Here is a 23,685-nt window from a genome sequence, read left to right on the forward strand (position 1 = left end):
CCGTTAACCGCAGCGGGCGTCTTGCCGGGCGGCGCAGCATGACACATGCTGACTGTGCCAGGCGGGACGCCCGTTTGTCTTGCAGTAAGATCCCCCTGAGTGTTCCATGGCTGGCAGCTCTCCACGCACCATTTTGCTGATCGATGATGACGCCGCGATGCACGACCTCACGCGGGCACATCTCGAAAAATCCGGCTACGCGCTGCTTTCGGCATACGACGCGGCCACGGGCTTGCAGATGATCCTCAAGCAGCGCCCGGATTTGGTGTTGCTCGATTTCATGATGCCGGAGATGGACGGTGAAAGCGCCTTCAACGAGCTGACCGGCAATCCGGCCTATCGCGCGGTGCAGGACACGCCCGTGATCATGCTCACCGCGCGCGGCGGCGACGAGCAGATGAAGACCACCCTGCTCGAACGCGGGGTGAGCGCCTACTTGCAAAAGCCCTTCGGCTTGCGCGAGCTGACCAACGTCATCGAGAATGTCTTCATCATTCACGACATTCGCCTGCGCAACCAGCAACTGCGCGAGGAAGTCGAGATCACGCGCGATCATCTCGAGCTGGTCATGCGCACCGCGCCCATCGGCATTTTCTCCACCGACGAAAACGGCGGCCTGCAGCACGTCAATCACGTGCTGGCGCGGCTGCTGGACTTCGACAGCCCGAACGAACTGCGCCATGGCCGCGTGGCCGACGACCCGCGGCTGCGCGACACGTTTCTGCGCACCGCCGTCGCGCGCGTGCTCACCGGCAAAAAGCCCTGGAAAATCCGCTATTTTCATCACCGCAAGCACTCCGAGCGGCGCCGCGTCCTGAACATTCACTGCGTGCCGGTGAGGAAATCCACCGACGAGCTCGAGGGCGTGGTGGGAATCGTCGAAGACGTCACTGAAACCCACAAGCGCGATGAGCAACTGCAGATGCTCTCCACCATCGGCCTGGCCCTGCAGAGCCTCGTCGATCTCGACGATTTGCTGCATCTCATTCTCACCAGCACCACCGCCGGGCCGGCGCTCGGGTTCACCCGCGCCATGATCTTTTTGGCCGATTCCTCCGGCCAGCATCTGGTGGGCAAAATGGGCGTCGGCCCGTTCGATGCCAAGGAGGCGGAGGAGATTTGGAAAACCTTCGAGCGCGAGCATCTCTCGCTGGAAGATTTCCTGGAGAAATACGGCAAGCGCCGCCCGGCTTCCCCTTCCCGTTTGGATTTGATCGTGCGCGAGCAAATCCTGCCGCTCGGCATTCAAGAGTCGGATTTCGTCCGGCAGATTCTGCGCAAGCACACCTATCGCGGCCTGCCCGGCCGCAACGATCACCCCAGTTGCCGCAAAGTCTTCCGCGCCTTGCAGCTCGATGATTTCGTCGCCGTGCCGCTGATTGCCAAGGATCGCCTCAAGGGCGTGGTGCTGGCCGACAACCGCTTCAGCTCGCAACCCATCGAGGCCGACCTGATCTCGTTGCTCGAGTTGTTTGCCAGCCAGGCGGCACAGGCCATCGAAAAAGCGGACGCCTATCGCCGGCTGGAGCTGGAAAAGCGCAAACTCGAACATGCCTACGAGCAGTTGCAAGCCACGCATGATCGCCTGGTGCACGCCGAACGCCTGGCGGCGATCGGCAACATGGCGGCGCACGTGGCGCACGAGATCCGCAACCCGCTGGTCACCATCGGCGGGTTTGCACGCTCCTTGAACCGGCAATTGCAGGAACACGAGTCGGCGCGCCAGATCACCAACGTGATCATGGAAGAGGTCATTCGCCTGGAAAAGATTCTGGCCAACGTCCTGGATTTCTCCAAGCTGCCCAAACCTTCCCTGCAGCTCGCCGATCTCAATCATTTGATCGAAGAAGTCTGCCGTGTGTTGCGCGACGAGGCCAGGGAGCGGCAGGTCGAAGTCCGGCGCAACCTGGCGCCCGGCCTGCCCAAGATGTGGATCGATCCGATTCAGATCAATCAACTGCTGGTCAATCTCTTCCGCAACGGCATTCAAGCGATGAAAGGCGGCGGCGTGCTGGAGCTGCGCACGCTGCTGTGGTCGAAGCGGTTCGCCCGCATCACCGTGCGCGACACCGGCAGTGGCATTCCGCCGGACATCATCGAGGACATCTTCAAACCTTTCTTCACCACCAAAACTTACGGCACCGGCCTCGGCCTGGCCATTTGCCGGCAGATCGTCAACGATCACGGTGGTGAAATCTCCGTGCAGTCGGCGCCCGGCAGTGGCACGATCTTCACCATCGATCTGCCGCTGGAGAAGCGGTCGGCCGCGGAAAAATTCGATGCCGGCTTCGACGCCGAGCCTCCCGCCCTCACGTTTCCCGAGACGCTACCGTGAACGCCAGCAAGACAAACACCCCCGCTCTCTTTGACGAGGCCGCCACCGACCACCTGCTGACGGTTTCCGCGCTGACCGCGGAAATCAAAGCGCTGCTGGAAGATGGTTTGCCGCCCGTCTGGCTGACCGGCGAGATTTCCAATTTCAAACATCACACCTCCGGACATTTCTATTTTTCACTGAAAGACAGCGAGGCGCAGATCCCCTGCGTCATGTGGGCGGGCCGCAATCGCTACCTGCGCTTTGCGCCGCGTGACGGCATGCAGGTGATCATTCAGGGCAAGGTCACCGTCTACGAAAAGCGCGGCTACTATCAGCTCGAGGTCTGGACCATGCAGCCGGCGGGCGTGGGCGCCTTACAGCTTGCGTTCGAACGTCTCAAGTTGCGCCTGCACGGCGAAGGATTGTTCGAGGCAGACCACAAAGTGGAGCTGCCCGCGTTTCCCCAGCGCGTGGGCATTGTGACCTCTCCCACCGGCGCGGCGCTGCGTGATCTCGTGAGTGTGTTGCGGCGGCGCTGGCCTCCCATCGAAATTATTTTGCGGCCGGTGCGGGTGCAGGGCGAAGGCGCGGCGGAAGAAATCGCGCTGGCGCTGCAGGAGTTCAATGCCTATGGCGACGTCGAGGTGATTATCGTCGGTCGCGGCGGCGGCTCCCTGGAAGATCTCTGGCCCTTCAACGAAGAAATTGTCGCGCGCGCGATCTATGCCAGCGAATTGCCGGTGGTCTCGGCGGTCGGCCATGAGATCGATTTCAGCATCAGCGATTTTGTGGCCGATTTGCGCGCGCCCACGCCCTCGGCGGCAGCCGAGTTGGTGGTGCCGGACGCCGATGAAGTCAGCCGCCGCTTGTGGCAACAATTGCAGCGCGGCCATTTCGCGCTGCAGCGCCAATTGCAGGCGCAGCGTGAACGACTGCGCCGCATCGCCGCCAGCTATGGCCTGCGCCGGCCGGTTGATCTCATTCACCAGCGCAGCCAGGAGCTCGATGAAAGCCATCGTCAAATGCTGCGCAGCTTCGAACTGCTGTTGGAGCGTCGCCGGCGCGATCTGGAGACCGCCTACCAGCGTCTGCAGGCTCTGAGTCACGCCAGCATACTCCAGCGCGGCTTTGCGCTGGTTTTCAAAGAAGAAGACGGCGCACTTGTGCGGCAGGCCGGACAATTGCAGCCCGAAGCAGCCATCCGCATTCAATTTGCCCGCGGCCGCGCACAAGCTCAAGTCCGCGAGATCTCACCGGAATAACCCGCCGATTCAATTCCATTGCAAACCGCAAATTGCCGGACTTGCCGGTACGTTCCCAATCAGAAGCTTGATTCTGTGACGTGATTTCCGGCGCCGGCCGGACGATCTCCTTTGTTAGCACTCGTGAAAACAAAGCACGAAAGGCACCTCCTCATGCGGTACATTTTTTTCCTGCTCGCTGTGCTTTCGTTGATGGGATGTGGCGGCGCACGCCAGACCGCGACGGTGCCCGAGCTGCAGCCGTGGGTGGGCACGTGGCAAGGCAAGGGCATCCGCGAGAATCGCATGGATCCCGTGCGCGATTGGACCCTCACTCTGGAAGTACGCAACAACCGCCTGACCGGCCACTTCCAGGATAACGGCGGTGAAATGGGAAAACAGAATCTGAACAAGGTCCGCCTGCAGGACGGCCTGCTCACCTTTCAACTCAATTTCGAATCAGCGCGCGGCCTGCAAGTGACGTATCGTCATGAGGCGCGTCTGCGCGGAGACAAGATTCTCAGTGTCTTTCAGGGCCGCGAAGGCGGGCGATCTTTTGAAGGCAAATGGGAAGCCGTGAAGATTGCCGAGGGTAATGCCGCGGCCAATTGACTTGACGCAGCCGGCCTCTTGCTCGCGGCGCGCAGGAGCACGGCAGGTGGCGTAACTGGCCTGCGCCGGCTGGCCGATCATGCGCCGGACAATTCCTCCTTCTCCGCACCTCCCCACTCGTGTGCCGGCGACGGGGTGATTCGTGACGCCTCCCTCCGGCATCCGGCCGGCTCGGTGCAGCCGTGCACGCATTGCGGTTGAGTTCAATGCGTGAACTGCAGGCGAACTGTTGGCGGGGAAGCTCTGCAGGTACGTGAGGACTCCCTCCTAATCTTGATTTTTCACCTCACCATTTGGCTTTCATCTCTCAAGGGCAATCTCTCAGATGGATTTCGGCACTGGCCTGGCATGGACGCCTGCCAGCCGTGCGATTGAAATGAGCAAACAACGATTTTCTGTCTGCAATTTCCGGAGCAATTTGATGAAGGGGAAAGGCGTTCGTGGCGCAATCAGACTCCTGATTCCGTCGCTGTTGGTTGCCGGCCTCTTATTGGGCGCCGCGGTCACCGTACCGCTGTTTTATGAAACCACCATCGTCGCCGGCCATGGCCGGGTCGACTCGATTGCCATGTGGGTCGCGCCCACTCCCGCACAAAGCATTCTTTACATCACCGACAAAACCAAGAACTATCTCGAAAAACACGATCCCGTCCTCAACAAATTCCTCGGGCGTTTGGGCAGCACCGGCAGCGGCCCCGGACAGTTGCGCTATCCCAACGGCGTCGATATCGGCTACAACGTGCCGACCGGCAGCGGCGTGCGTGATCTGCTCATCGTCAGTGATCGCGACAACAACCGTCTGGCGATTTGGTCGGTGCCGGACGAAACCTACATGGGCAGCGTCACCGAGGCTGGAATGATTGAGCCTTACGGCGTCGCGACCTATTGGGACGGCGATCAATTCCAGGTTTTCGTGACCGACAACGGCGGCCCGACCGACGACGTGCTGGTCTTCAATCTCCTGCCCCAGGGCCAGGGCGTGCGGGGCGTGCTGCAGCAAACCTTCGCGACCCAGACCGTTTTGGAATCGATTACCATCGATCCATATCACCGCCGCATTCTGCTCTGCGATGAGTCGCGCCGTGACGTGATGGTGCTCGATCTCTCCGGCAATCTTCTGCAACGATTTGGCCAGGGTTATTTTGTCAAAGAGCCGGAAGGCATCCAGCTCTACGATACCGGCGAGGGCGCAGGCTATATCTTGGTCTCCGATCAAATCGCCAGTCCGGCGCAGTTCGAAGTGTTCGACCGCCGGACCTTCGCCTGGTTGGGCAATTTCACCGGCTCGACGCGCGACACCGACGGCATCGAGATCGTGCAGGCAGCGCTGCCCAATCTTCCCAACGGCTCCTTCTTCGCGCAGAATACCGACCGCAATGCCCATTGCTACGATTGGGGTGCCATCGCCAGCGCGCTGGGATTGCAGACCGTGATGATCGATTACCGCTTCCGGCCGAAAGCCAGCCTGACCCTCGACCAACCCAACGGCGGTGAGGCGCTGCCAGTGGATTCCACCTACACCATCACCTGGACCGCGGAGCATAGCTATCTCGCCGACCGGGTGAAGATCGAGTATTCGGGAGACGACGGCCAAACCTGGCAGGTGCTCGCCGCGCAGACGGAAAACGATGGCCAGTTCCAATGGCCAGTCGAGACCGCGCCCACCTCCATTGCCCGCTTGCGTATTGCTGATGCGACTGACGGCCAGCCCAGCGACGAGAGCGATTCGACTTTCAAAATCATCGGCCCGCCGGCGCAAATAAAAGTCACCGGTGGTGATTGCCAGACCGGCCGGCCGGGCACAACCCTGCCCAACGCTCTGGAGGTCAAAATCACGGACATCAATGGCAATGCCGTAAGCGGTGCAGCCGTCACCTTTCAGATTACCGCCGGCAACGGCAGTTTGTCCACGACGCAGCCGGTACTCACGGCACTCAATGGCCGCGCGCAAACGCAGCTCACGCTGGGGCCCGAGCACGGCAGCAACTCGGTGAGCGCGAGCGTAGCCAACTTGGATTCAACCGTGACCTTCGAGGCCTGGGCCGACGTGGAGGAATTCGCGAGCAACGCGGCCTGGCGCAAAATGGCGAGCGCTGCGAGCGTTACCGGCAACAACCCGCCGGGCCGCGCAATCGATGGCAATGATTGCAGTTTTTGGGCCAGTGGCGCGCTCGCGAGCGGCGACCAAACCGCCTGGCTGCTGGTCGATTTGGCAGTGCCGCAGCTTATCGACCGCGCGGCGATCAAGTGGGACGGCAATTTCTTTGCGCGCGAATATGCGTTTCAGCTCTCCAGCGACAGCGCAAACTGGACCACGGTGCACACGCAAGCGGCAGGAATGGGCGGCACCGAACGTTTCGTTTTCCCGGCGGCCATGGCGCGCTATGTACGCGTCCACCTGACGGAAGCGAGAAAGAACCTCTATCGCATCGATGAGTTGCAAGTCGCGGCGCCGCCGGCGGAGGACTCCACCCTACTGCAATCACCGACCGGCAGCGAAGCCTGGAAGGTGGATTCGAGCTATGCGATCACCTGGGCCACGGAGTTGATCAATCCGAGCAATCCGGTGAAGGTGGAGTATTCCGCGGACGCGGGCGGAAGTTGGCAGGTCCTTGCCACCAGCGAGCCGAACACCGGCCTTTATCTTTGGCGGGTGGATGTGGAACCAACTTCCACTGCGATGATCCGCATCTCCGACGCCACCGATCGCTACCCCAGCGATATCAGTGACTCGACCTTCAAGATCATCGGCCAACCGGCACAAATAAAGGTCACCGGCGGTGATTGCCAGAGCGGCCGGTCGGGCGCAACGCTGCCCGCCGCGCTGGAAGTCAAAGTCACGGACCTGAATGGCAATGCGGTGAGTGAGGCTGCAGTGACTTTCACGGTGAGCAGCGGAGAGGGCACTCTCGCCACCGCGCAGCCGGTGCGCACTGCTCTGAATGGCCGCGCCGCGGCTATTCTTGCTCTCGGCCCGCTGCCGGGTACAACTACAGTCCAGGCGCAAGTCACGGGTCTGGATAGCACGGTGATTTTCGCCGCGCGGGCAGACAGCGAGGCCTTTCCGGTGAATTTGGCCTTTGCAAAAACAGCGACGGCTTCGAGCGCGAGCGGCAGAAATTCGGCGGCGCGCGCGGTTGACGGCAGCGAATGCACGTTCTGGGCGAGCGCCCCGCTCAACGCCCTCGCGCCAACGCAGTGGCTCATGGTCGATCTGCAAGAGCCGCAAACGCTCACGGGCTTTGCGATCAAGTGGGACGGCAACTACTTTGCGCAGAAGTATGAAATCCAGTATTCCACTGATCAACAGGAGTGGAAGACGATATTCACGGACCAGGCCGGCTCCGGCGGAACGCTGCGTTTTCAATCGCCGCCGGTGACAGCACAATACGTGCGCATCTACATGACCGAGAATCGCAAGAATTACTACCGCATCGACGAGTTGGAAATTCTCAGCGCCGGCAGCGACAGCCTGGCCAAAGCCCGGCCGGGCGCGGCGGGCAAAGCGCTGGCGGCCTGGCAGCATCCGCAACAGTTTCTCCTGGAGCAGAATTATCCCAACCCGTTCAACCCTGCGACGACCATCACTTACAGCGTGCCGGAGGAAAGTGCGGTGAAGCTGCAAGTCTACAATCTCGCCGGCCAAATCGTTGCGACATTGGTCAATCGCCGCGTGCCGGCCGGCCGGCATCAAGCCACCTTTGATGCCGCAGCGCTGCCGACCGGCGTCTATATCGCCGTGCTGCGCGCCGGAGATTTCACGCAGACACGGCGGCTCATCTACATGAAGTGAAGTGCGGGCGGAATCCGCGTCACCGGCAGTGTTGCGCCCACAGCAGAACGGCTCGTTCATATACACCGGCCGGAGACGTGCCTGCAACCAAAATTCGTGTCAACCGGATTTCGATTTGCCCCGGCTCTCAGAGTTCAAAAAATGGAGGTGGTCGTGCCCGAATTTTCTCCTCGCAAGCACCGGTCGAACATGGAGACCTTTGCGCGCGCACGCCAGGAATTCACTTTGGGGATGTTGGTGATGCTGCTCTGCACAAGCACGCTGCCGGCGCAGACCATTCCCAGCGAAATCAGAGTGTCACCCCGCATCAACACCAGTGCCGTCAGCGGCGATGCCGATGATCCGGCCATATGGATTCATCCGACCGAACCGGAGCAAAGCCTGGTGATCGGCACAGACAAAGTTGGCGGCGCTGTTTACGTCTGGGACATGAATGGCCAGCAACGGCAGCGCATACCCATTGCAAGCTATCCCAACAACGGCGATGTGCGCTATGGCATGCCGGTTAGCGCTGTGCCCGTCGATATTTACGTTGTCGGCGCCGAAAGTCCCAGTCGCCTGGTGATTTTCAGAATCGATCCAAGCACCCGCCAGCTCAGTGACATCACTGCCAGCGGTGCCACTTCGACACCAGAGGTCAAAGATCCCTATGGCGTTTGTTTGTATCGCCGCGCTAGTGACGGGGCAATGTACGCGTTCGTCAACAGCAATGGCGGCGTGAACGGCGTGCTAAATCAATACCAATTGCTGGATAATGGCAGCGGCAGAGTGCGGGCGGTGTTCGTGCGGTCTTTCGGCGGCGACGTGAACGGCAATCATTCCGAGGGCATGGTGGCCGATGACGAGCTGGGCTACGTCTACATTTCCGAAGAGGACTGTTGTGTGCACAAGTTTTACGCCGATCCGGACATGGGCAATCAGCAGCTTGCCGAGTTCGCGTACAACGACGGCATCGATCCTGATCGTGAAGGGCTGGGTCTCTACGGCTGCGCCGACGGCACGGGTTACATCTTGCTGTCCAGCCAGGGCAACAAGCGCGTCAAAGTGTACCGTCGTGAGGGCGATCCCGGCAATCCCCACAGCCACACGCTCGTCACCACCATCTACACCCCAGACGCCGGCGGCACAGATGGCCTGGACGTCACCAACCAGCCGGCTGGCACGAATTTTCCCCATGGCTTCCTAGCCAAGCACAACGGCGATGGCAAGAATTTCATGCTGTATGCCTGGGAAGACATCGCCCAAAACTACTTGACGACCTGCAGCATCGTTTCTGATTTCACTGCGACAGTGACTTCCGGCTGCGCGCCGCTGTCCGTCACGTTCACGGATCTCTCGACTGGCCCCGTGACGGCCTGGGAATGGAATTTCGGCGACAGCACGACCTCCACCGAACAGATTCCCACACACACCTACAATTCTGGCGGTGTCTACACGGTAACGCTGACGACCACCAATGCCTCCGGTTATCGTCACACCAGTTCGCGTGCCAACTACATTGCAGTCGGGAACGCGCCGATCGCGGCTTTCACCGCCGAGCCTACCACGGGCTTTCCGCCGCTGTCCGTGACGTTCACCGATCAATCAACCGGCCACGTGAGCGAGTGGCGGTGGGATTTTGGCGACAGCACCACCTCGACGCTGCAGCATCCCACACATGAATATGCCAAAGCCGGAATCTATTCCGTGACCTTGACGGTCTCCGATTCCTGCGGCAGCCACAGCGAAACCAAGACTGAACTCATTACCGTTAACTCGCCGGTGGCGGCGGATTTCTCCATCTCGGACACCAGCGGCTGCAGCCCGCTCACTGTGCAGTTCAGCGATTCCTCCACCGGCACGCCCACTTCCTGGCTGTGGGATTTCGGCGACGGCACGACTTCCACGGAACAGCATCCTTCCCATACCTACAGCGCAGCGGGCAGCTACACCGTCACATTGACGGCCAGCTCAGCGGTTGGCAGTGACATTGAAACCAAAACCGCATTGGTGGTGGTCGCGAGCGCCCCAACGGCGGGATTCCAGGCCGCGCGGACACTGATCAGCGTTTCCGTTCCTGTTGCATTCACCGATCAATCCTCCAGCAATGCGAGCAGTTGGTCGTGGGACTTCGGTGATGGCGGCACTTCGACCGAGCAGAATCCCACGCATCAGTACGCGGCAGCGGGGCAATATACCGTTTCGTTGACGGCTGCAAATGAATGCGGCACCCACACGGAAAGCAAGGCCGCCTACCTCACGGTTGTCGATACCGTCGTCGCAGGTTTTTCCGCCAACGATACCGCCGGCTGTGCGCCGCTGGCAGTGCAGTTCACCGAGCAGTCAAGCGGACCGGTGACGTCCTGGTTGTGGAATTTTGGCGATGGCACGACCTCGACGGAACCCAATCCTGCGCACACTTATGCTGACACCGGCAGTTACAGGGTCAGGCTCACAGTGTGGAATGCTGCGCAAGACAGCAGCGCGGCCGCGCGACCGGCGCTTGTGAGAGTCTACCCTCTGCCACAAGCGGCATTTACTGCCGACGTGACCAGCGGCAATGCGCCGGTGCTGGTGCAATTCACGGATCAATCCGCCGGCAGCCCGGCTTCCTGGCTGTGGGATTTCGGCGACGGCGGCAGTTCGACGGAACAACATCCTGCGCACACCTACATCGCCGCGGGCGAATACACCGTCGTGCTCACCATCACGAATGCATGCAGCAGCAACACCATAACGCAGACCAACTACATTCATATTGATCCTTGCATTGCGCCGGTGCCGGATTTTTCCGCTGCGGATACCAACGGCAGCGTGCCGCTGCCGGTCAGGTTCGGCGATCGCTCAACCGGCGCGCCGGCGGTCTGGTTGTGGGATTTCGGCGACGGCAACACTTCCTCGGAACAGAACCCCACGCACCAATACCTCACCCCCGGTGAGTATACCGTCACGTTGACGGTCAGCAATGATTGTGACACCAACACGGTGAGCAAGCAGAGTTATGTGACAGTGGTAGATACCGTCTCAGCGAAATTCTCAGCGGAGGCCGTCTCCGGCTGCGCGCCGGTGACGGTGCAATTCAGCGATCAATCAACCGGACCGGTGATCTCCTGGTTGTGGGACTTCGGCGACAGCACGACGGCCAGCGAACAGCATCCGGCGCATACTTACACGGCTGCCGGTAAATACACCGTGAAGCTCACCGTCAAGAATGCCGCAGGCTGGAGCAGCACGGAGATGAAGACTGAATTCATCACCATCAATGCGCTGCCGAAGGCCGCATTTGCCGCTTCCGTGCCTGCCGGGGAAACGCCGTTGACCGTGACCTTCACCGATCAGTCAACCGGCTTTCCTGCGCCCGCAACCTGGCAGTGGGATTTCGGTGACGGCAATACTTCCACCGAACAGCATCCCACGCACACCTACACGGCAGTGGGAAATTACACGGTGCAATTGCAGGTCACCAACACCTGCGGCGAGTCCACCGAAACAAAAGCGGACCATATTCGCGTGCGCGCCTGCACGCCGCCGCTGGCAAAATTCGCCGGCACGCCGGTGTTGGGCAGCGTGCCATTGCAAGTGAGTTTCACCGACTCCTCCACCGGCAATCCCACCTCGTGGTCATGGGATTTTGGTGACGGCAATACCGCAACAGAACAACATCCCTCGCATCAATATCTCACCCCGGGCGAATACACGGTTACGCTGCAGGTCGCGAATGGCTGCGATACGAGTGCGGTCAGCCGCCAGAACTACGTGACCGCGGTGGATACCGTGGCAGCGGCGTTCTCCGCCGATGTAACAGCCGGTTGTGCGCCGCTGGCGGTGCAATTCACAGATCAATCCACCGGACCGGTTATTTCCTGGTTGTGGGATTTTGGTGACGGCACGACTTCCAGCGAGCAGAGTCCCTCGCATTCATACGCTGCTGCCGGCAAATACACCGTCAAGTTGAAAGTCACAAATGCGGCCGCGGGGAGCAATACTGAAACCAAGAGTGAGTATATCGTCGTCAGCCCTGAGCTGGCGGCCGCGTTTGTTGCCGCGCCCACTTCAGGCAATGCACCGGTGGTGGTGAATTTCACCGATCAATCCAGTGGCGACTCGCTCACCTGGTCATGGGATTTTGGCGACGGCAGCTCCTCGACAGAACAGAATCCCGTGCATACCTACACGGCTGCTGGCGACTATGCCGTGAGTCTGATCGTCACGAATGGCTGCGGCACGGCAACCGAGATCAAAACGACTTATGTTCACATCGATCCGTGCATCGCCCCGACGGCCAGTTTTACCGCCTCACCCACTTCCGGCGGAACGCCGCTGACCGTGACTTTCACCGACCAATCCCACGGTGACTCGCTCACCTGGCACTGGGAATTCGGCGACGGCCAGACTTCTGCAGAACAGAATCCCGTGCACACCTATACAGCCGCCGGCGATTATACCGTGCGCCTGGTGGTGACGAACGACTGCCGCGCCGATACGGCCGTGCAGGCGAATCGCATTCACGTCGAGCCCTGCACGCCGCCGGCCGCCGCTTTTGCCGCGACGCCGGTCACCGGCAGCGTTCCGCTCACGGTCAGCTTCACGGATCAGTCGGCCGGCGAGCCCACCGCCTGGTCGTGGAGATTTGGCGACGGCACAACTTCGACGCAGCAGAATCCAACGCATGTCTTTGCCGCAGCCGGCACCTACAGCGTATCCTTGACCGCCACCAGTGCGTGTGATTCAAACACCGCCACGAAGCAAAACTTCATCACCGTGGCCGATACCGTGGTGGCGCAGTTCACGGCTCAGACAACTTCCGGGTGTGCGCCGCTGGCGGTACAATTCACCGATCAATCCACCGGGCCGGCGGCCTCCTGGTTGTGGGATTTGGGTGACGGCAGCACCTCGGCCGAACCGAATCCGTTGCATACGTATGCCAATGCCGGCACCTATCACGTCAAACTCACGGTGAGCAACGGCGCCGGCCAGAGCCGCACCGAGACGAAGAACAACTACATCACGGTCAGCGCTGCGCCGGTTGCGGCCTTCACCGCGGCACCGGTCTCGGGCAATGTGCCGCTGACCGTTGCGTTCACGGATCAATCAACCGGCGGGCCGGCCTCGTGGTCCTGGGACTTTGGTGACGGCAACAGCTCGAACGCGCAAAATCCCACGCACACCTATGCGACCGCCGGAGACTACACCGTGCAGTTGACGGTGGCGAATGCCTGCGGCCAGACCGCGGCAACGCAAACGAATCTCATTCAAGTGAAATCGTGTCCGCCACTCACGGCGGATTTCTCCGCCTCCGCCACCTCCGGCAATGCGCCGCTGCTGGTGAATTTCACCGACCGCACGACCGGCAATCCCACTTCGTGGTTGTGGGACTTCGGCGACGGCAGCTCCGTGGCGGAACAGAATCCCTCGCATCAATACGCCGCTCCCGGCACCTACACCGTTACCTTGACCGCCACGGATGCCTGCACCTCGGATACCGAGGTCAAAACCGGCTACATTAGCGTCAATAGTGTGCCGACTGGTAATCTGGCAGTGGGCAAGATTGTGATGGCTTCGGGCACAACCTCGCCCTATGCCGTCGAGCGTGCGGTGGACGGCACGACCACAACCTACTGGCGCAGCCTGGCCACCAGCAAAAGCACGCCCAACACCTGGCTAAGCGCCGATTTGGGCGCAGCCTACGATCTCGATCGCGCGGTGGTTCGGTGGAAGGAAAACTACTACGCGGTACGCTACCGCTTTCAAATTTCAAGCAGCGGCGGCAGCAACGACAGCGAATGGACGACGGTTTACACCAACACTGCCGGCCGCAGCGGCGTGCAGGACGTCACGTTTGCCTCGCCGTTTGCGGCACGCTTTTTCCGCATTCGCATGGATCAAAACAACAAAGACAACAATCAGATCTTTGAACTGGAATGCTATGCCAGCTCTCCCTGCCTGCCGCCGAGCGTGAGTTTCGTTGCCACAGCCACTTCCGGCGTCGCGCCGTTCACGGTGAATTTCACCGATCAATCCGGCGGCAATCCCACTTCCTGGAATTGGGATTTCGGTGACGGCACGAGTTCGACCGAGCGCAATCCCTCGCACACGTACAGCACGCCGGGCGATTACACGGTCAAGCTCACTGCCGGGAACACTTGCGGCACGAATACGGGGTCCAAGGCAAACTACATTCACGTTGAGCCGTGCCTGCCGCCGGCGGTGAATTTCACCGCTGCCACCACCTCCGGCAACGCGCCGCTCACGGTGAATTTCACCGACCAATCCACCGGCAATCCCACTTCCTGGAGCTGGAATTTTGGCGACGGATCGACTGCGACGCTGCAAAATCCTTCGCATCAATACACGGCTGCCGGCGATTACACGGTGACGCTCACCGCCACCAGCGGTTGCGGCACCGCGACCAAATCGCAAACGAACTATATTCACGTGGACCCGTGCTTGCGGCCGACCGTGAATTTCACGGCTTCCACCACCTCCGGCAACGCGCCGCTCACGGTGGACTTTACCGACCAATCCACCGGCAGCCCGTCTGTTTGGCGGTGGGAGTTTGGCGATGACTCGACTTCGACGCTGCAAAATCCTTCGCATCAATACACTGTTGCCGGCGACTACACGGTCACGCTGACCGCCACCAGCAGTTGCGGCGCAACGACCAAATCGCAAACAAACTTCATTCACGTGGATGCGTGCCTGCCGCCGGTGGCCAATTTCACGGCCTCGCCCGACTCCGGCAACGCGCCGCTGGCGGTGAGATTCACCGATCAATCCACCGGCAGCCCCTCTTCCTGGCACTGGGATTTTGGTGACGGCAACACCGCAACGCAACAAAACCCGACGCACAGTTACACGGCCGCGGGCGATTACACCGTCAAGCTGATCATCACCAACATTTGCGGCGCGGACACTCTGATTGCGGCGCAGCGCGTGCACGTCGATCCCTGCCTCCTGCCCGCCGCCAGCTTCACCGCCGCAACCACTTCCGGCAACGCGCCGGTGACTGTGAAGTTCACCGATCAGTCGGCCGGCAGCCCGCACGCGTGGCGGTGGGAATTCGGTGACGACAGCACCTCGACGCAGCAAAACCCCTCGCACACTTATCGAGTGGCCGGCGACTACACCGTGAAGCTGATCGCTACCAATGCCTGCGGATCAGACACGGCAATCCGGGAGAATTACATTCGCGTCAATCCCTGCGTTCCGCCCACGGCCAACTTTTCGGCCTCGGCAACCTCGGGCAATGCGCCGTTGAGCGTGAGTTTTCGCGATGAATCGAGCGGCAATCCGACTTCCTGGAGCTGGGATTTTGGCGATGGCACGAGCTCGACCGAGCAGAATCCCAGCCACCAGTACACTCTGGCGGGCACCTACACGGTGAAACTGACGGCGACGAGTGCGTGCAATTTCGACACGGAAACCAAGGTCGATTACCTCACGGTGAACAGTGTTCCGACGGGCAATCTGGCGCGCGGCAAAGCCGCGACGGCCGCGAGCACCACCTCGCCTTATGGCACTGAACGCGCGGTGGACGGCAGCGCCACCTCCTATTGGCGGAGTGGCGCTTCGAGCAAAGCCGCGCCCAACCTCTGGCTGCGCGTCGATCTCGAAGGTCCTTACTATCTGTCGCGCGCGGTGGTCAAATGGAAAGAGAACTACTACGCCAGCCGCTACCGGTTCGAAATTTCCAACACCGGCGGCAGCAGTGACAGTGAGTGGACCACGGTCTACACCAACAATGCCGGCACGGCCGGCACCCAGGATGTCACGTTCACTTCGCCCTTTGCGGCGCGCTATTTCCGCATCCGCATGGTTCAAAACATCAAGGATAACAACCAAATCTTTGAATTGGAATGTTACGCCGGCAGCGCCAAGCACAGCGCCGGTGACTTCGCCGCAGCGGCCTTGCCCGAACATTTCGAGCTGAAGCAAAACTATCCCAATCCGTTCAATCCCACCACGACCATCACTTTCGACCTGGCCACCAGGAGTGAAGTGGGATTGACGGTTTACAACACCGCGGGGCAGCTTGTGAAAAAACTGGCAAGCGGCACGTTTGGTCGCGGCCGCCATCAAATCATCTGGGACGCGACCGACATCCGGGGCGTGCGCGTGACCAGCGGCGTCTATCTCTTTGTGTTGCAGACTGACGGATTCGTTGCAAAGCGCAAGCTCGTGCTGGCGAAATAGCACGCGTTCGTTGGTCCAGCCGTCCAGGCGGCTTCTCCCCCAAAACAGGCGCGGCCATCGCGCTGTTTGAATCGTTACCGGCCGCGCCTGCCATGCTTTCCCGTTTTGCAGGTTTTCCCAACTGATATCAGGCTTCACCCGAGCAGTTCAACGGCGAGGTTGCGTCACCGCCGTGTCCGCAGTGCGCTGCGCAGCTTCAGGCAGAATGACGCGCGGTTTGCCGTGGCGTGTCATGACAATTCAACACGATGTTCATCATCAAACGAGGCATCTCAGGAGACTGAATGAAAAAGATCGTTTCTCTGACACTTCTGATCACCTGTGCATTCGGATTTACCGCTGTTGCACTGGCCCAGCCCAGCGTCCGGACATTGCCGCTGCAATGGCAACGCGGCAATGCCGGCTCTGCCATCCTTTCACCCCGCCGTGGAATGATCGCCGCCGCCCAAACCGACGAACAAGCCTTGCATGACGGAGCAGAATGGCAAATGACCCAACACAATGCGCAGGGCGCCTATCCTTGGGAAGTCGGAGGACCGATCAGCGAAGACACTCAGGGCACCACCGCGCGCGGGCTGCTGGTCGCGTATGATGTTTTGCGCGACAGCCGCTATCTGGATTCCGCCCGTAAGACGGGAGACTACCTCGTGAATACGCCGCCGCGCCGCTTTCCCGACGGCGACCCCGACATCGCACCGCTTGATGTTTTGTTTCTGGAAGAACTGAGCCTCATCACCGGCGATTCCAAATATGCCGATTTTCTGCAGACGAACTTGTGGAACAAACTCGCTGCCGGCACTTACGGCGAGCGCAACGATCAAAACTGTGCCGAATGGGCAGAAATTATTCCGGTTTTCGAAGATTTCTCCCACTGGACCGCGATGGAACCGGTATATCGCGCCATGCCGGCCCTCGCAGCGCATTACGCCGGTGAGGCGGCGCAGCGCGATGATCTGCTGGCCAGCATCATCAAGAAGCTGGAGGAAACCGGCTCGAGCGACCGCGACGGCGATCTCACCGGCATCGCCGGCGCGATTCAAGCCTCCGCGCACACCGGCATCAATCTCGATCCCCAAACCGGGCGCTGGGCGGCATTCAACTCGACGCAGGATTTTGTGGACTTCCTGGTGAGTTACCAGCGCCGGGGCGGCGACTGGCCCTATGACACCAGCGTGCAAGCTGCTTTCTACGTCGGCGACGTCAGCACGACTTCGTGGGCCATCATGGCGTTGAAGGCATGGGATCCCGAGCGCTATGCGGAGAACATCAGAAAGGGGCTGGATTTCATCAAGGCGCAACAACAGTCAAACGGCCAGATCCTCACCAATCCCGGCGCGCCAGCCAACACCACCGCCGGCGTCGAAGTGCACGGTGAAGCGCTGGTGGCGATCGGCACGGATGATTGCACTTTGTATGACGCCGCGCCCGCGCCCCCCAATCAGGCACCGCTCGCCGAGGACGACCTTGCCGAAACGGTGGAAGAGTCGGCTGTGGTCATAAACGTTCTCGCCAATGACACGGATCCGGATGGCTCACTCGATCCCGGCAGTGTGACCGTGGTGCGCGTTCCCGGCAACGGCCAGACGCAAGTGAATGGGACTACCGGCGCGATCACCTACACCCCGGCCGCCGGTTTCAGCGGCGAAGACAGCTTTGACTACACGGTGCGGGATGAGCGCGGCGCAGCCTCCAACGCCGCCACTGTCTTCGTCACGGTGACAGCGCAGGCCGGCGGCGTTTCCAAGACCTTCACGCCCGTCGCCGACACCTACATTTCCCAATCCAGCACCAGCCGCAACTACGGCAGATCCGATGAACTGCAATTCCGCCAGCGTACCGGCAGAGTCTACTTGCCCTACATCAAATTTGAAGTGACCGGACTGGACGGTGCGGTGCAAAGCGCGCGGCTGCGGTTGTTCGTTGAAAACGCCAACAACGAGACGGGTACGCTCTATCTGGGTTCGAACTATTACGCCAACTCGACCAATCCCTGGACGGAAACCGGCCTCACCTGGAATAATGCCAATCGCAACAACACCGCCATCGCCTCGTTGGCGCCGCTGCCGGACAATGCCTGGATCGAGTTCGACGTCTCGGCCACAGTGACGGGCGAAGGCACTTACACCTTCAACTTCCAAAACAACTCCAGCAGCACGGGCGTGCTGCAGCCGCGTGAAGGCGCAAATCCACCGCAGTTGATCATCCGCGTGAGCGATGACGGCGTCAATCAGCCGCCCATTGCTGTCGATGATGCGGCAACGACAAGCGCAGGCACACCGGTCGCGATCGCGGTGCTTGCCAATGATCGCGACCCCGACGGCACACTGGCAGCCGCCTCGGTGGCGATTGTCAGCGCGCCGGCGCATGGCTCTGCCAGCGTGAACAGCAGCGGCGCAATCACCTACACGCCGGCGGAGGGTTTCTCTGGGGCGGATACTCTCACCTACACCGTCGCAGACAATGAGGGCGCGCTTTCGAACCCTGCCACTGTCAGCATTGCGGTGCACGCGGCACAATCGGTTTTCACCTTCGTACCCACGGCGGACACTTACATTTCGCAAGCGCAACCGGCTGTGAATTTCGGCACCGCGGCCGAGTTGCGCAGCCAGCGGCGAAACTTTGCAGCGCTGCTGGCCTATCTCAAGTTTCAGGTCACCGGCTTGAATGGAACGATTCAGCGTGCGCGTCTCCGTCTTTATGTGACCAGCGGCGCCAATGACGCCGGCACGCTCTATTCCGCCTCCAACAACTACGCGGGCAGCGGCACGGCCTGGCAGGAATCCGGACTGAACTGGAACAATGCCGACAAGAACGGCACGGTCATCGCATCAACTTCTGCCGCGATCGTTTCGAACAACTGGCTCGAGCTGGAGATCGGCGCGCACGTGACCGCGGAGGGCACTTATTCTTTCGCGTTCATCAACTCCACCTCGCAGGTGGACGTGTTCAGCGCGCGGGAAGGATCAAATCCGCCGGAACTGATCGTGGAGACCGGTGCACAAGCAGCGGGCGCGCCGCCGGAGATGGCGGCGCACAAAGCGGCGGCGGCGCCATCGCTTGCGGCTCTGCTCGCCGCGGAGGCTGCAACGCCGGTCGCGGAATTCCGCCTCGATCCCAATTATCCCAATCCTTTCAACCTCGCAACCACGATCACCTACCATCTGCCGCAGGCAACGCGAGTGCGGCTGGTCGTGTATAATTCAAACGGGCAACAGGTGCGCACGCTGGTGGATGACTGGCAAGTTGCCGGAGTGCAACGCCTGGTGTGGGACGGTCGCGATGAAGCAGGCGGCAATCTCAGTACCGGCGTCTATTTTGTGCAATTGCGGGCGCAGGCCCAAACCCGCAGCATCAAATTGCTGCTGGTGAAGTAGCCGATCGCGCGGCGGGCGTTCGCAGTGCGGAGCAAAGAAGGCAACCGGCACCGCGAGCCCGCCTGCCCAAAGTTTTTTCAACGGCACGAAGTTTTAGCTTGCGGTTGGGTGAAAATGTCCTATTTTGCGCGCTATTTCTGCTGAGGGTATTATGCAAGTTGTAACCGACCTCATGTTCCACCCCTCTTGCACGCTGACATGCTACACCCGTCTGTTGTGAGACGAGAAATCGGTCCAGGATCAACTCCAAGAGCCAGGCGCAGTCCGTTCCACCCCTCTTGATACCCGACTGGCACGCGGGCGTTGGCAGGTTGTTCAAGCACTCCTGCTTCCCTGCTTTTTCCACCCACCTCTTTCGTTTCACGCAATTCCGGTCGTTTACTGCTTAACCGGCGAAGCCGTTCGTGATTTTGGAATTTACCGGCGCGGTCTCAGGCTTCCCATCATTCCCCGAGTTCAGAATTCACCAGTACTGGTGAACCTGCCTCTTACCGAAAACATACGCAGTCTCGCTACGCACGCAGCATAACGTCGTTGTGAAGGAGGTGCAGCCCAAGCCAGATCGCGATCGCGAACCTAATACAAAACTCCGGCAACAACATCGTGAAAAGACACGGTGCCCGGCGCGCTTGCAAGCGCGAGGGCTTTTTCCAGAATGCCGGCATGAAATGAAGTCACGCTACACTTCTCAACTTGATTGACGAAAGGAACAAAATGATGAAACAGCGACGCTATTGCTGGGCTTCGCTTTCCAGTGCCATGACGCGGCTTGTGCTCGCGCTCGTGTTTGTGTGCATGAGCGCGCTGCCTTTGGCAGCAGCGACGTACACCGTAACCAACACCGACGACTCCGGTACCGGTTCGCTGCGGCAGGCGATTCTCGACGCCAATGCGAACGCCGGCGCGGATATTATTGATGCGACCGGCGTGAGCGGCACCATCACTATCAACCCGGCCAGTTATTTTCTGGTGATCACCGATGATGTGACCATACTCGGCCCCGGCCAGGCCAATCTCACCATTAGCGGCGGCGGGGCCTCGCGCATTTTTTGGATTCAAAACGGCACGATCACGATGCAAGATCTCACGCTCGCGAACGGCTATGCCAAAGGCGGCAATGGCGGCGGCGGTGGCATGGGTGCGGGCGGCGCGATTTTCATGCACGAGGGCAAGCAGGGCACGAACCCGACGGACGTTGCGACCGGCAGCATTAACCTGACGCTTATCAATGTCACGCTAAAAGATAACGACGCGATCGGCGGCAACGGCGGCAGCGGCAACGTCACTGGCGGCGGCGGTATGGGCGGCAATGGAAATTCCGGTGGCGCATCGGGCGGTGTTTTGGGTAGCGCAGTCGGCTATGAATATGGCGGCAGCGTGACCGACGCCACGGTTTCCGCGCGCGGCACAAATGGCGGCATTGCTATTTTCGGCAGCGGCGGGCGAGAGGGTAGTCCTTTGGACGCGGGTTTCGGCGGCGGTGGCGGTGGAGACGAAGCCGGTGGTTTCGCCGGCGGTGGTGGTGGCGCCACGATTGGTGGTGGCTCTTTTGGCCGCGGCGGTTTTGGCGGCGGCGGCGGAAATGCGGGTACGGACAATAATTTTACGAATAACGGCGGCGCGCGCGGCGGCTTTGGCGGCGGCGGTGGTGGGCTTGCGTTTCCAGGCAATGGCAGTAATGGCGATGCCGGTTTAGACGATGGCCAAGGTGGTTTCGGCGGCGGTAATGGCACGACCATTGGCGGCGGCGGCATGGGCGCGGGCGGCGCGATTTTCGTGGCAAGCGGCATACTCACGCTGAAAAGTGTGCTGTTCGAAAATAACACCGCGACCGGCGGCACCGGTGGTAACAGCGGTCAAGGTCTCGGCGGCGCGCTTTTTATTTTTGATAATGCAGATAACGGCGGCAATGCCGCGCCCGGCACCACGAATGATCCGCTTGTCTCGGGTTGCGATCTCACGTTCTCGGGCAACTCTGCTTCGACGAGCAATAACGACACGTATGGCAGCATCGGCTTTGCAAGCGGGTGTCCCCTCATCCTCACCGCAGAAGGGCCCGCCGGCCCACTCGCGAGCGGCGCGCCGGTTACGGTCACGATCAAGGTTGACAAATTCACGAATATCGGCACACTGCAATTTAGCATCACTTGGGACCCGACCGAATTACAGTTGGATAGCAATACTCCGCTCACGATCGACGATGATGCGCCGCTTATCGGCACGCCCGCGTCCGGACAATTGACCTACAGTTGGTTTGATAGTGACATTGACTATGGCGTGACTTTGCCGGACGGCACGACGATTTTGACTTTGAATTTCACCATCGTCACGCCCGGCCCGGCAACCGACGTGAATGTTGATCTCACCGATGATCCCACGACCGTCGATGCCTCGGATAGCAATTTTGAGAGCGTGCCGGTTACGTTAGAGAATTTGGTGAGCTTTGAGGTCACGGCTCCAATAACCGTCAAACCGCTCGTGTTGGTCGCGAACAAGATCACGCTGAAGAGCACGAAACAGAGCACGCCGGCCGGGGACATTCATTCCAACGGTCTGCTGACAGTCGAAAAAGGGTATCCCAGCACCTACAAGTCCAATCTCACTGCGGTAGGCAAGATCACCATCTACACCCAAAACACCATCAACGGCGATGTGAAATCACAGACCAGCATCAGCAACGCGGGCACCATCACCGGCACGAAGACGGTTGGGACGGTTAATAATGAAGCGTTGCCGAGCTTGAGCTACTCCGCCGGCGGCCTGAGCAAAATCGTGCCGCAAAACGGAACACTGGCGTTATCACCAGGCTCCTACAACCACGTGACGTTGGGCAGTTACAGCAAGCTCCAGCTCACCAGCGGAGACTACTATTTCACCAGTCTCAAATACAGCGGCAGCACGGTGACCACGGTCGTTATCGAAATCGATTTGAGCAGCGGCGATCCGATTACCCTCAACGTGGCCAACAACCTGTATCTCGGCAACGAGGTAGAAATTCGCCTGCTGCCCAATGGCGAAGCGGACAGCAAGCTGGTGACCATCAACACGCGGCAGAGCACGGCAGTGACGCTTGGCCGCGAGGCGTATTTGATCGGCTCCTTCAACGCACCGAATGCGAAAGTGACGCTGGCGAAGAACAGCCAACTGCGCGGCTCGCTTTGCGCGAAGGAAATTCTCGTGAGCACTGATTGCCTGTTCCTGCATCACGATTCGCCCGGCTCGTTGCCTGGCCCCGGCAATTTGCCAAAGCCTTCTCTTGATGATGACGATGAGCAACCAGCAACCAGCGACCAGCAACAAGTAACCAGTTATCAGTTGGAGCAGAATTATCCGAACCCGTTCAACCCGACGACGACGATCAGCTTTGCCTTGCCGCAAGCGGGCGAAGTGAGCCTGTCGATCTTTAACACCAGCGGGCAGCTCGTGAAAAAGCTCGTAGCAGGCGCAATGAACGCGGGCCAACACACGCTCGTGTGGGATGCAACGAACGAACGCGGCGAACGCGTGGCGAGCGGCGTGTATCTGTATGTGCTCAAAGCCGGCGAATTTACCGCGCAGAGGAAGCTCGTGTTGATGAAGTAATTCAAGACCGCTGCAATTCAACAGCCCTGGCGAAGGGCGAAAAGTGACGCATGCAAAACGTACTTTTTGCCCTTCGCACCGGGCAAATCGTGAGGCATGAACGTGGCGCAAAAGCGTATCGGCACTGCAACTTTGAACAACCATTTTAGCTCCCGCCTGTCGCTTAATAGCTTTCAAGCGCCGGGCAACCATCACTTTAACCCAAGGAAGCTTTCGATGAAATCGATTCTGCGTATTTCCACAGCTCTGGCACTGGCTGCCCTTGTCGGTTGCAGCCAGAACCAACAACCGGTTTCTCCGGAAACCAATGACACGGCACAAACTCTCGCGGCAGAAGAGTTCAGCCTCGAGAAGTCGCTGCCCAAAATCACGGTGCCGGATGATTACTCGACCATCCAAGCCGCGGTGGATGCCGCGACCGGCGCGACGAAGATCAACGTCAAATCCGGCACGTATACCGAAGCCGTGAATGTGAACAAGCCCAATCTCGTGATTGGCGCGACCGGCACGGTAACGCTTAACGGCGGTTTTTATCTCACTGCGGATGCGGATAACGTCACCATTCGCAACTTCAACATCACCCCGAACGCGAGC

8 protein-coding genes and 2 pseudogenes are annotated in these 23,685 nt (G+C 60.1%); 8 read left to right on the forward strand and 2 right to left on the reverse strand.

Annotated elements, in window-relative coordinates; all coding sequences use genetic code 11:
• Positions 1–106: 106 nt before the first annotated feature.
• The 6 genes and pseudogenes from L6R21_23925 (at position 107) to L6R21_23950 (ending at position 19,509) form a co-directional block, all read left to right on the forward strand.
• Positions 107–2,335 (forward strand): ATP-binding protein, encoded by a 2,229-nt coding sequence (locus L6R21_23925; GenBank protein ID MCK6562260.1) that lies wholly within the window; start codon positions 107–109, stop codon positions 2,333–2,335.
• Positions 2,332–3,579, forward strand: coding sequence for an exodeoxyribonuclease VII large subunit (gene xseA / locus L6R21_23930; GenBank protein ID MCK6562261.1), 1,248 nt, complete (start codon positions 2,332–2,334; stop codon positions 3,577–3,579). Before L6R21_23925 ends, xseA begins: the two co-directional genes overlap by 4 nt.
• A gap of 153 nt (positions 3,580–3,732) precedes the next feature.
• Complete coding sequence (locus tag L6R21_23935; GenBank protein MCK6562262.1) at positions 3,733–4,170, forward strand: hypothetical protein; 438 nt, start codon at positions 3,733–3,735, stop codon at positions 4,168–4,170.
• 421 nt (positions 4,171–4,591) lie between these two features.
• Entirely contained in the window at positions 4,592–7,963 is a 3,372-nt protein-coding gene (locus L6R21_23940; protein ID MCK6562263.1) for a phytase, read from the forward strand.
• 300 nt (positions 7,964–8,263) lie between these two features.
• A pseudogene (locus tag L6R21_23945) lies at positions 8,264–16,135 on the forward strand (phytase).
• A 284-nt stretch (positions 16,136–16,419) separates the two neighbouring features.
• Positions 16,420–19,509, forward strand: coding sequence for an Ig-like domain-containing protein (locus L6R21_23950; protein MCK6562264.1), 3,090 nt, complete (start codon positions 16,420–16,422; stop codon positions 19,507–19,509).
• 576 nt (positions 19,510–20,085) lie between these two features.
• On the opposite strand, the gene L6R21_23955 is transcribed toward L6R21_23950, so the two are convergent.
• Positions 20,086–20,673: a hypothetical protein gene (locus L6R21_23955; protein MCK6562265.1), complete on the reverse strand. Its 588-nt coding sequence runs from the start codon at positions 20,671–20,673 to the stop codon at positions 20,086–20,088.
• Positions 20,619–20,852 (reverse strand): annotated as a pseudogene (locus tag L6R21_23960) (hypothetical protein). Before L6R21_23960 ends, L6R21_23955 begins: the two are co-directional and overlap by 55 nt.
• 409 nt (positions 20,853–21,261) lie before the next feature.
• Here L6R21_23960 and L6R21_23965 point away from each other — a divergent pair.
• Positions 21,262–23,091 (forward strand): T9SS type A sorting domain-containing protein, encoded by a 1,830-nt coding sequence (locus L6R21_23965; GenBank protein MCK6562266.1) that lies wholly within the window; start codon positions 21,262–21,264, stop codon positions 23,089–23,091.
• Positions 23,092–23,187: 96 nt separating this feature from the next.
• On the forward strand, positions 23,188–23,685 hold a 498-nt coding region (locus L6R21_23970; GenBank protein ID MCK6562267.1), incomplete at its 3' end, for a hypothetical protein.

This window comes from bacterium, assembly GCA_023150945.1.
Classification (GTDB): domain Bacteria; phylum Zhuqueibacterota; class Zhuqueibacteria; order Zhuqueibacterales; family Zhuqueibacteraceae; genus Coneutiohabitans.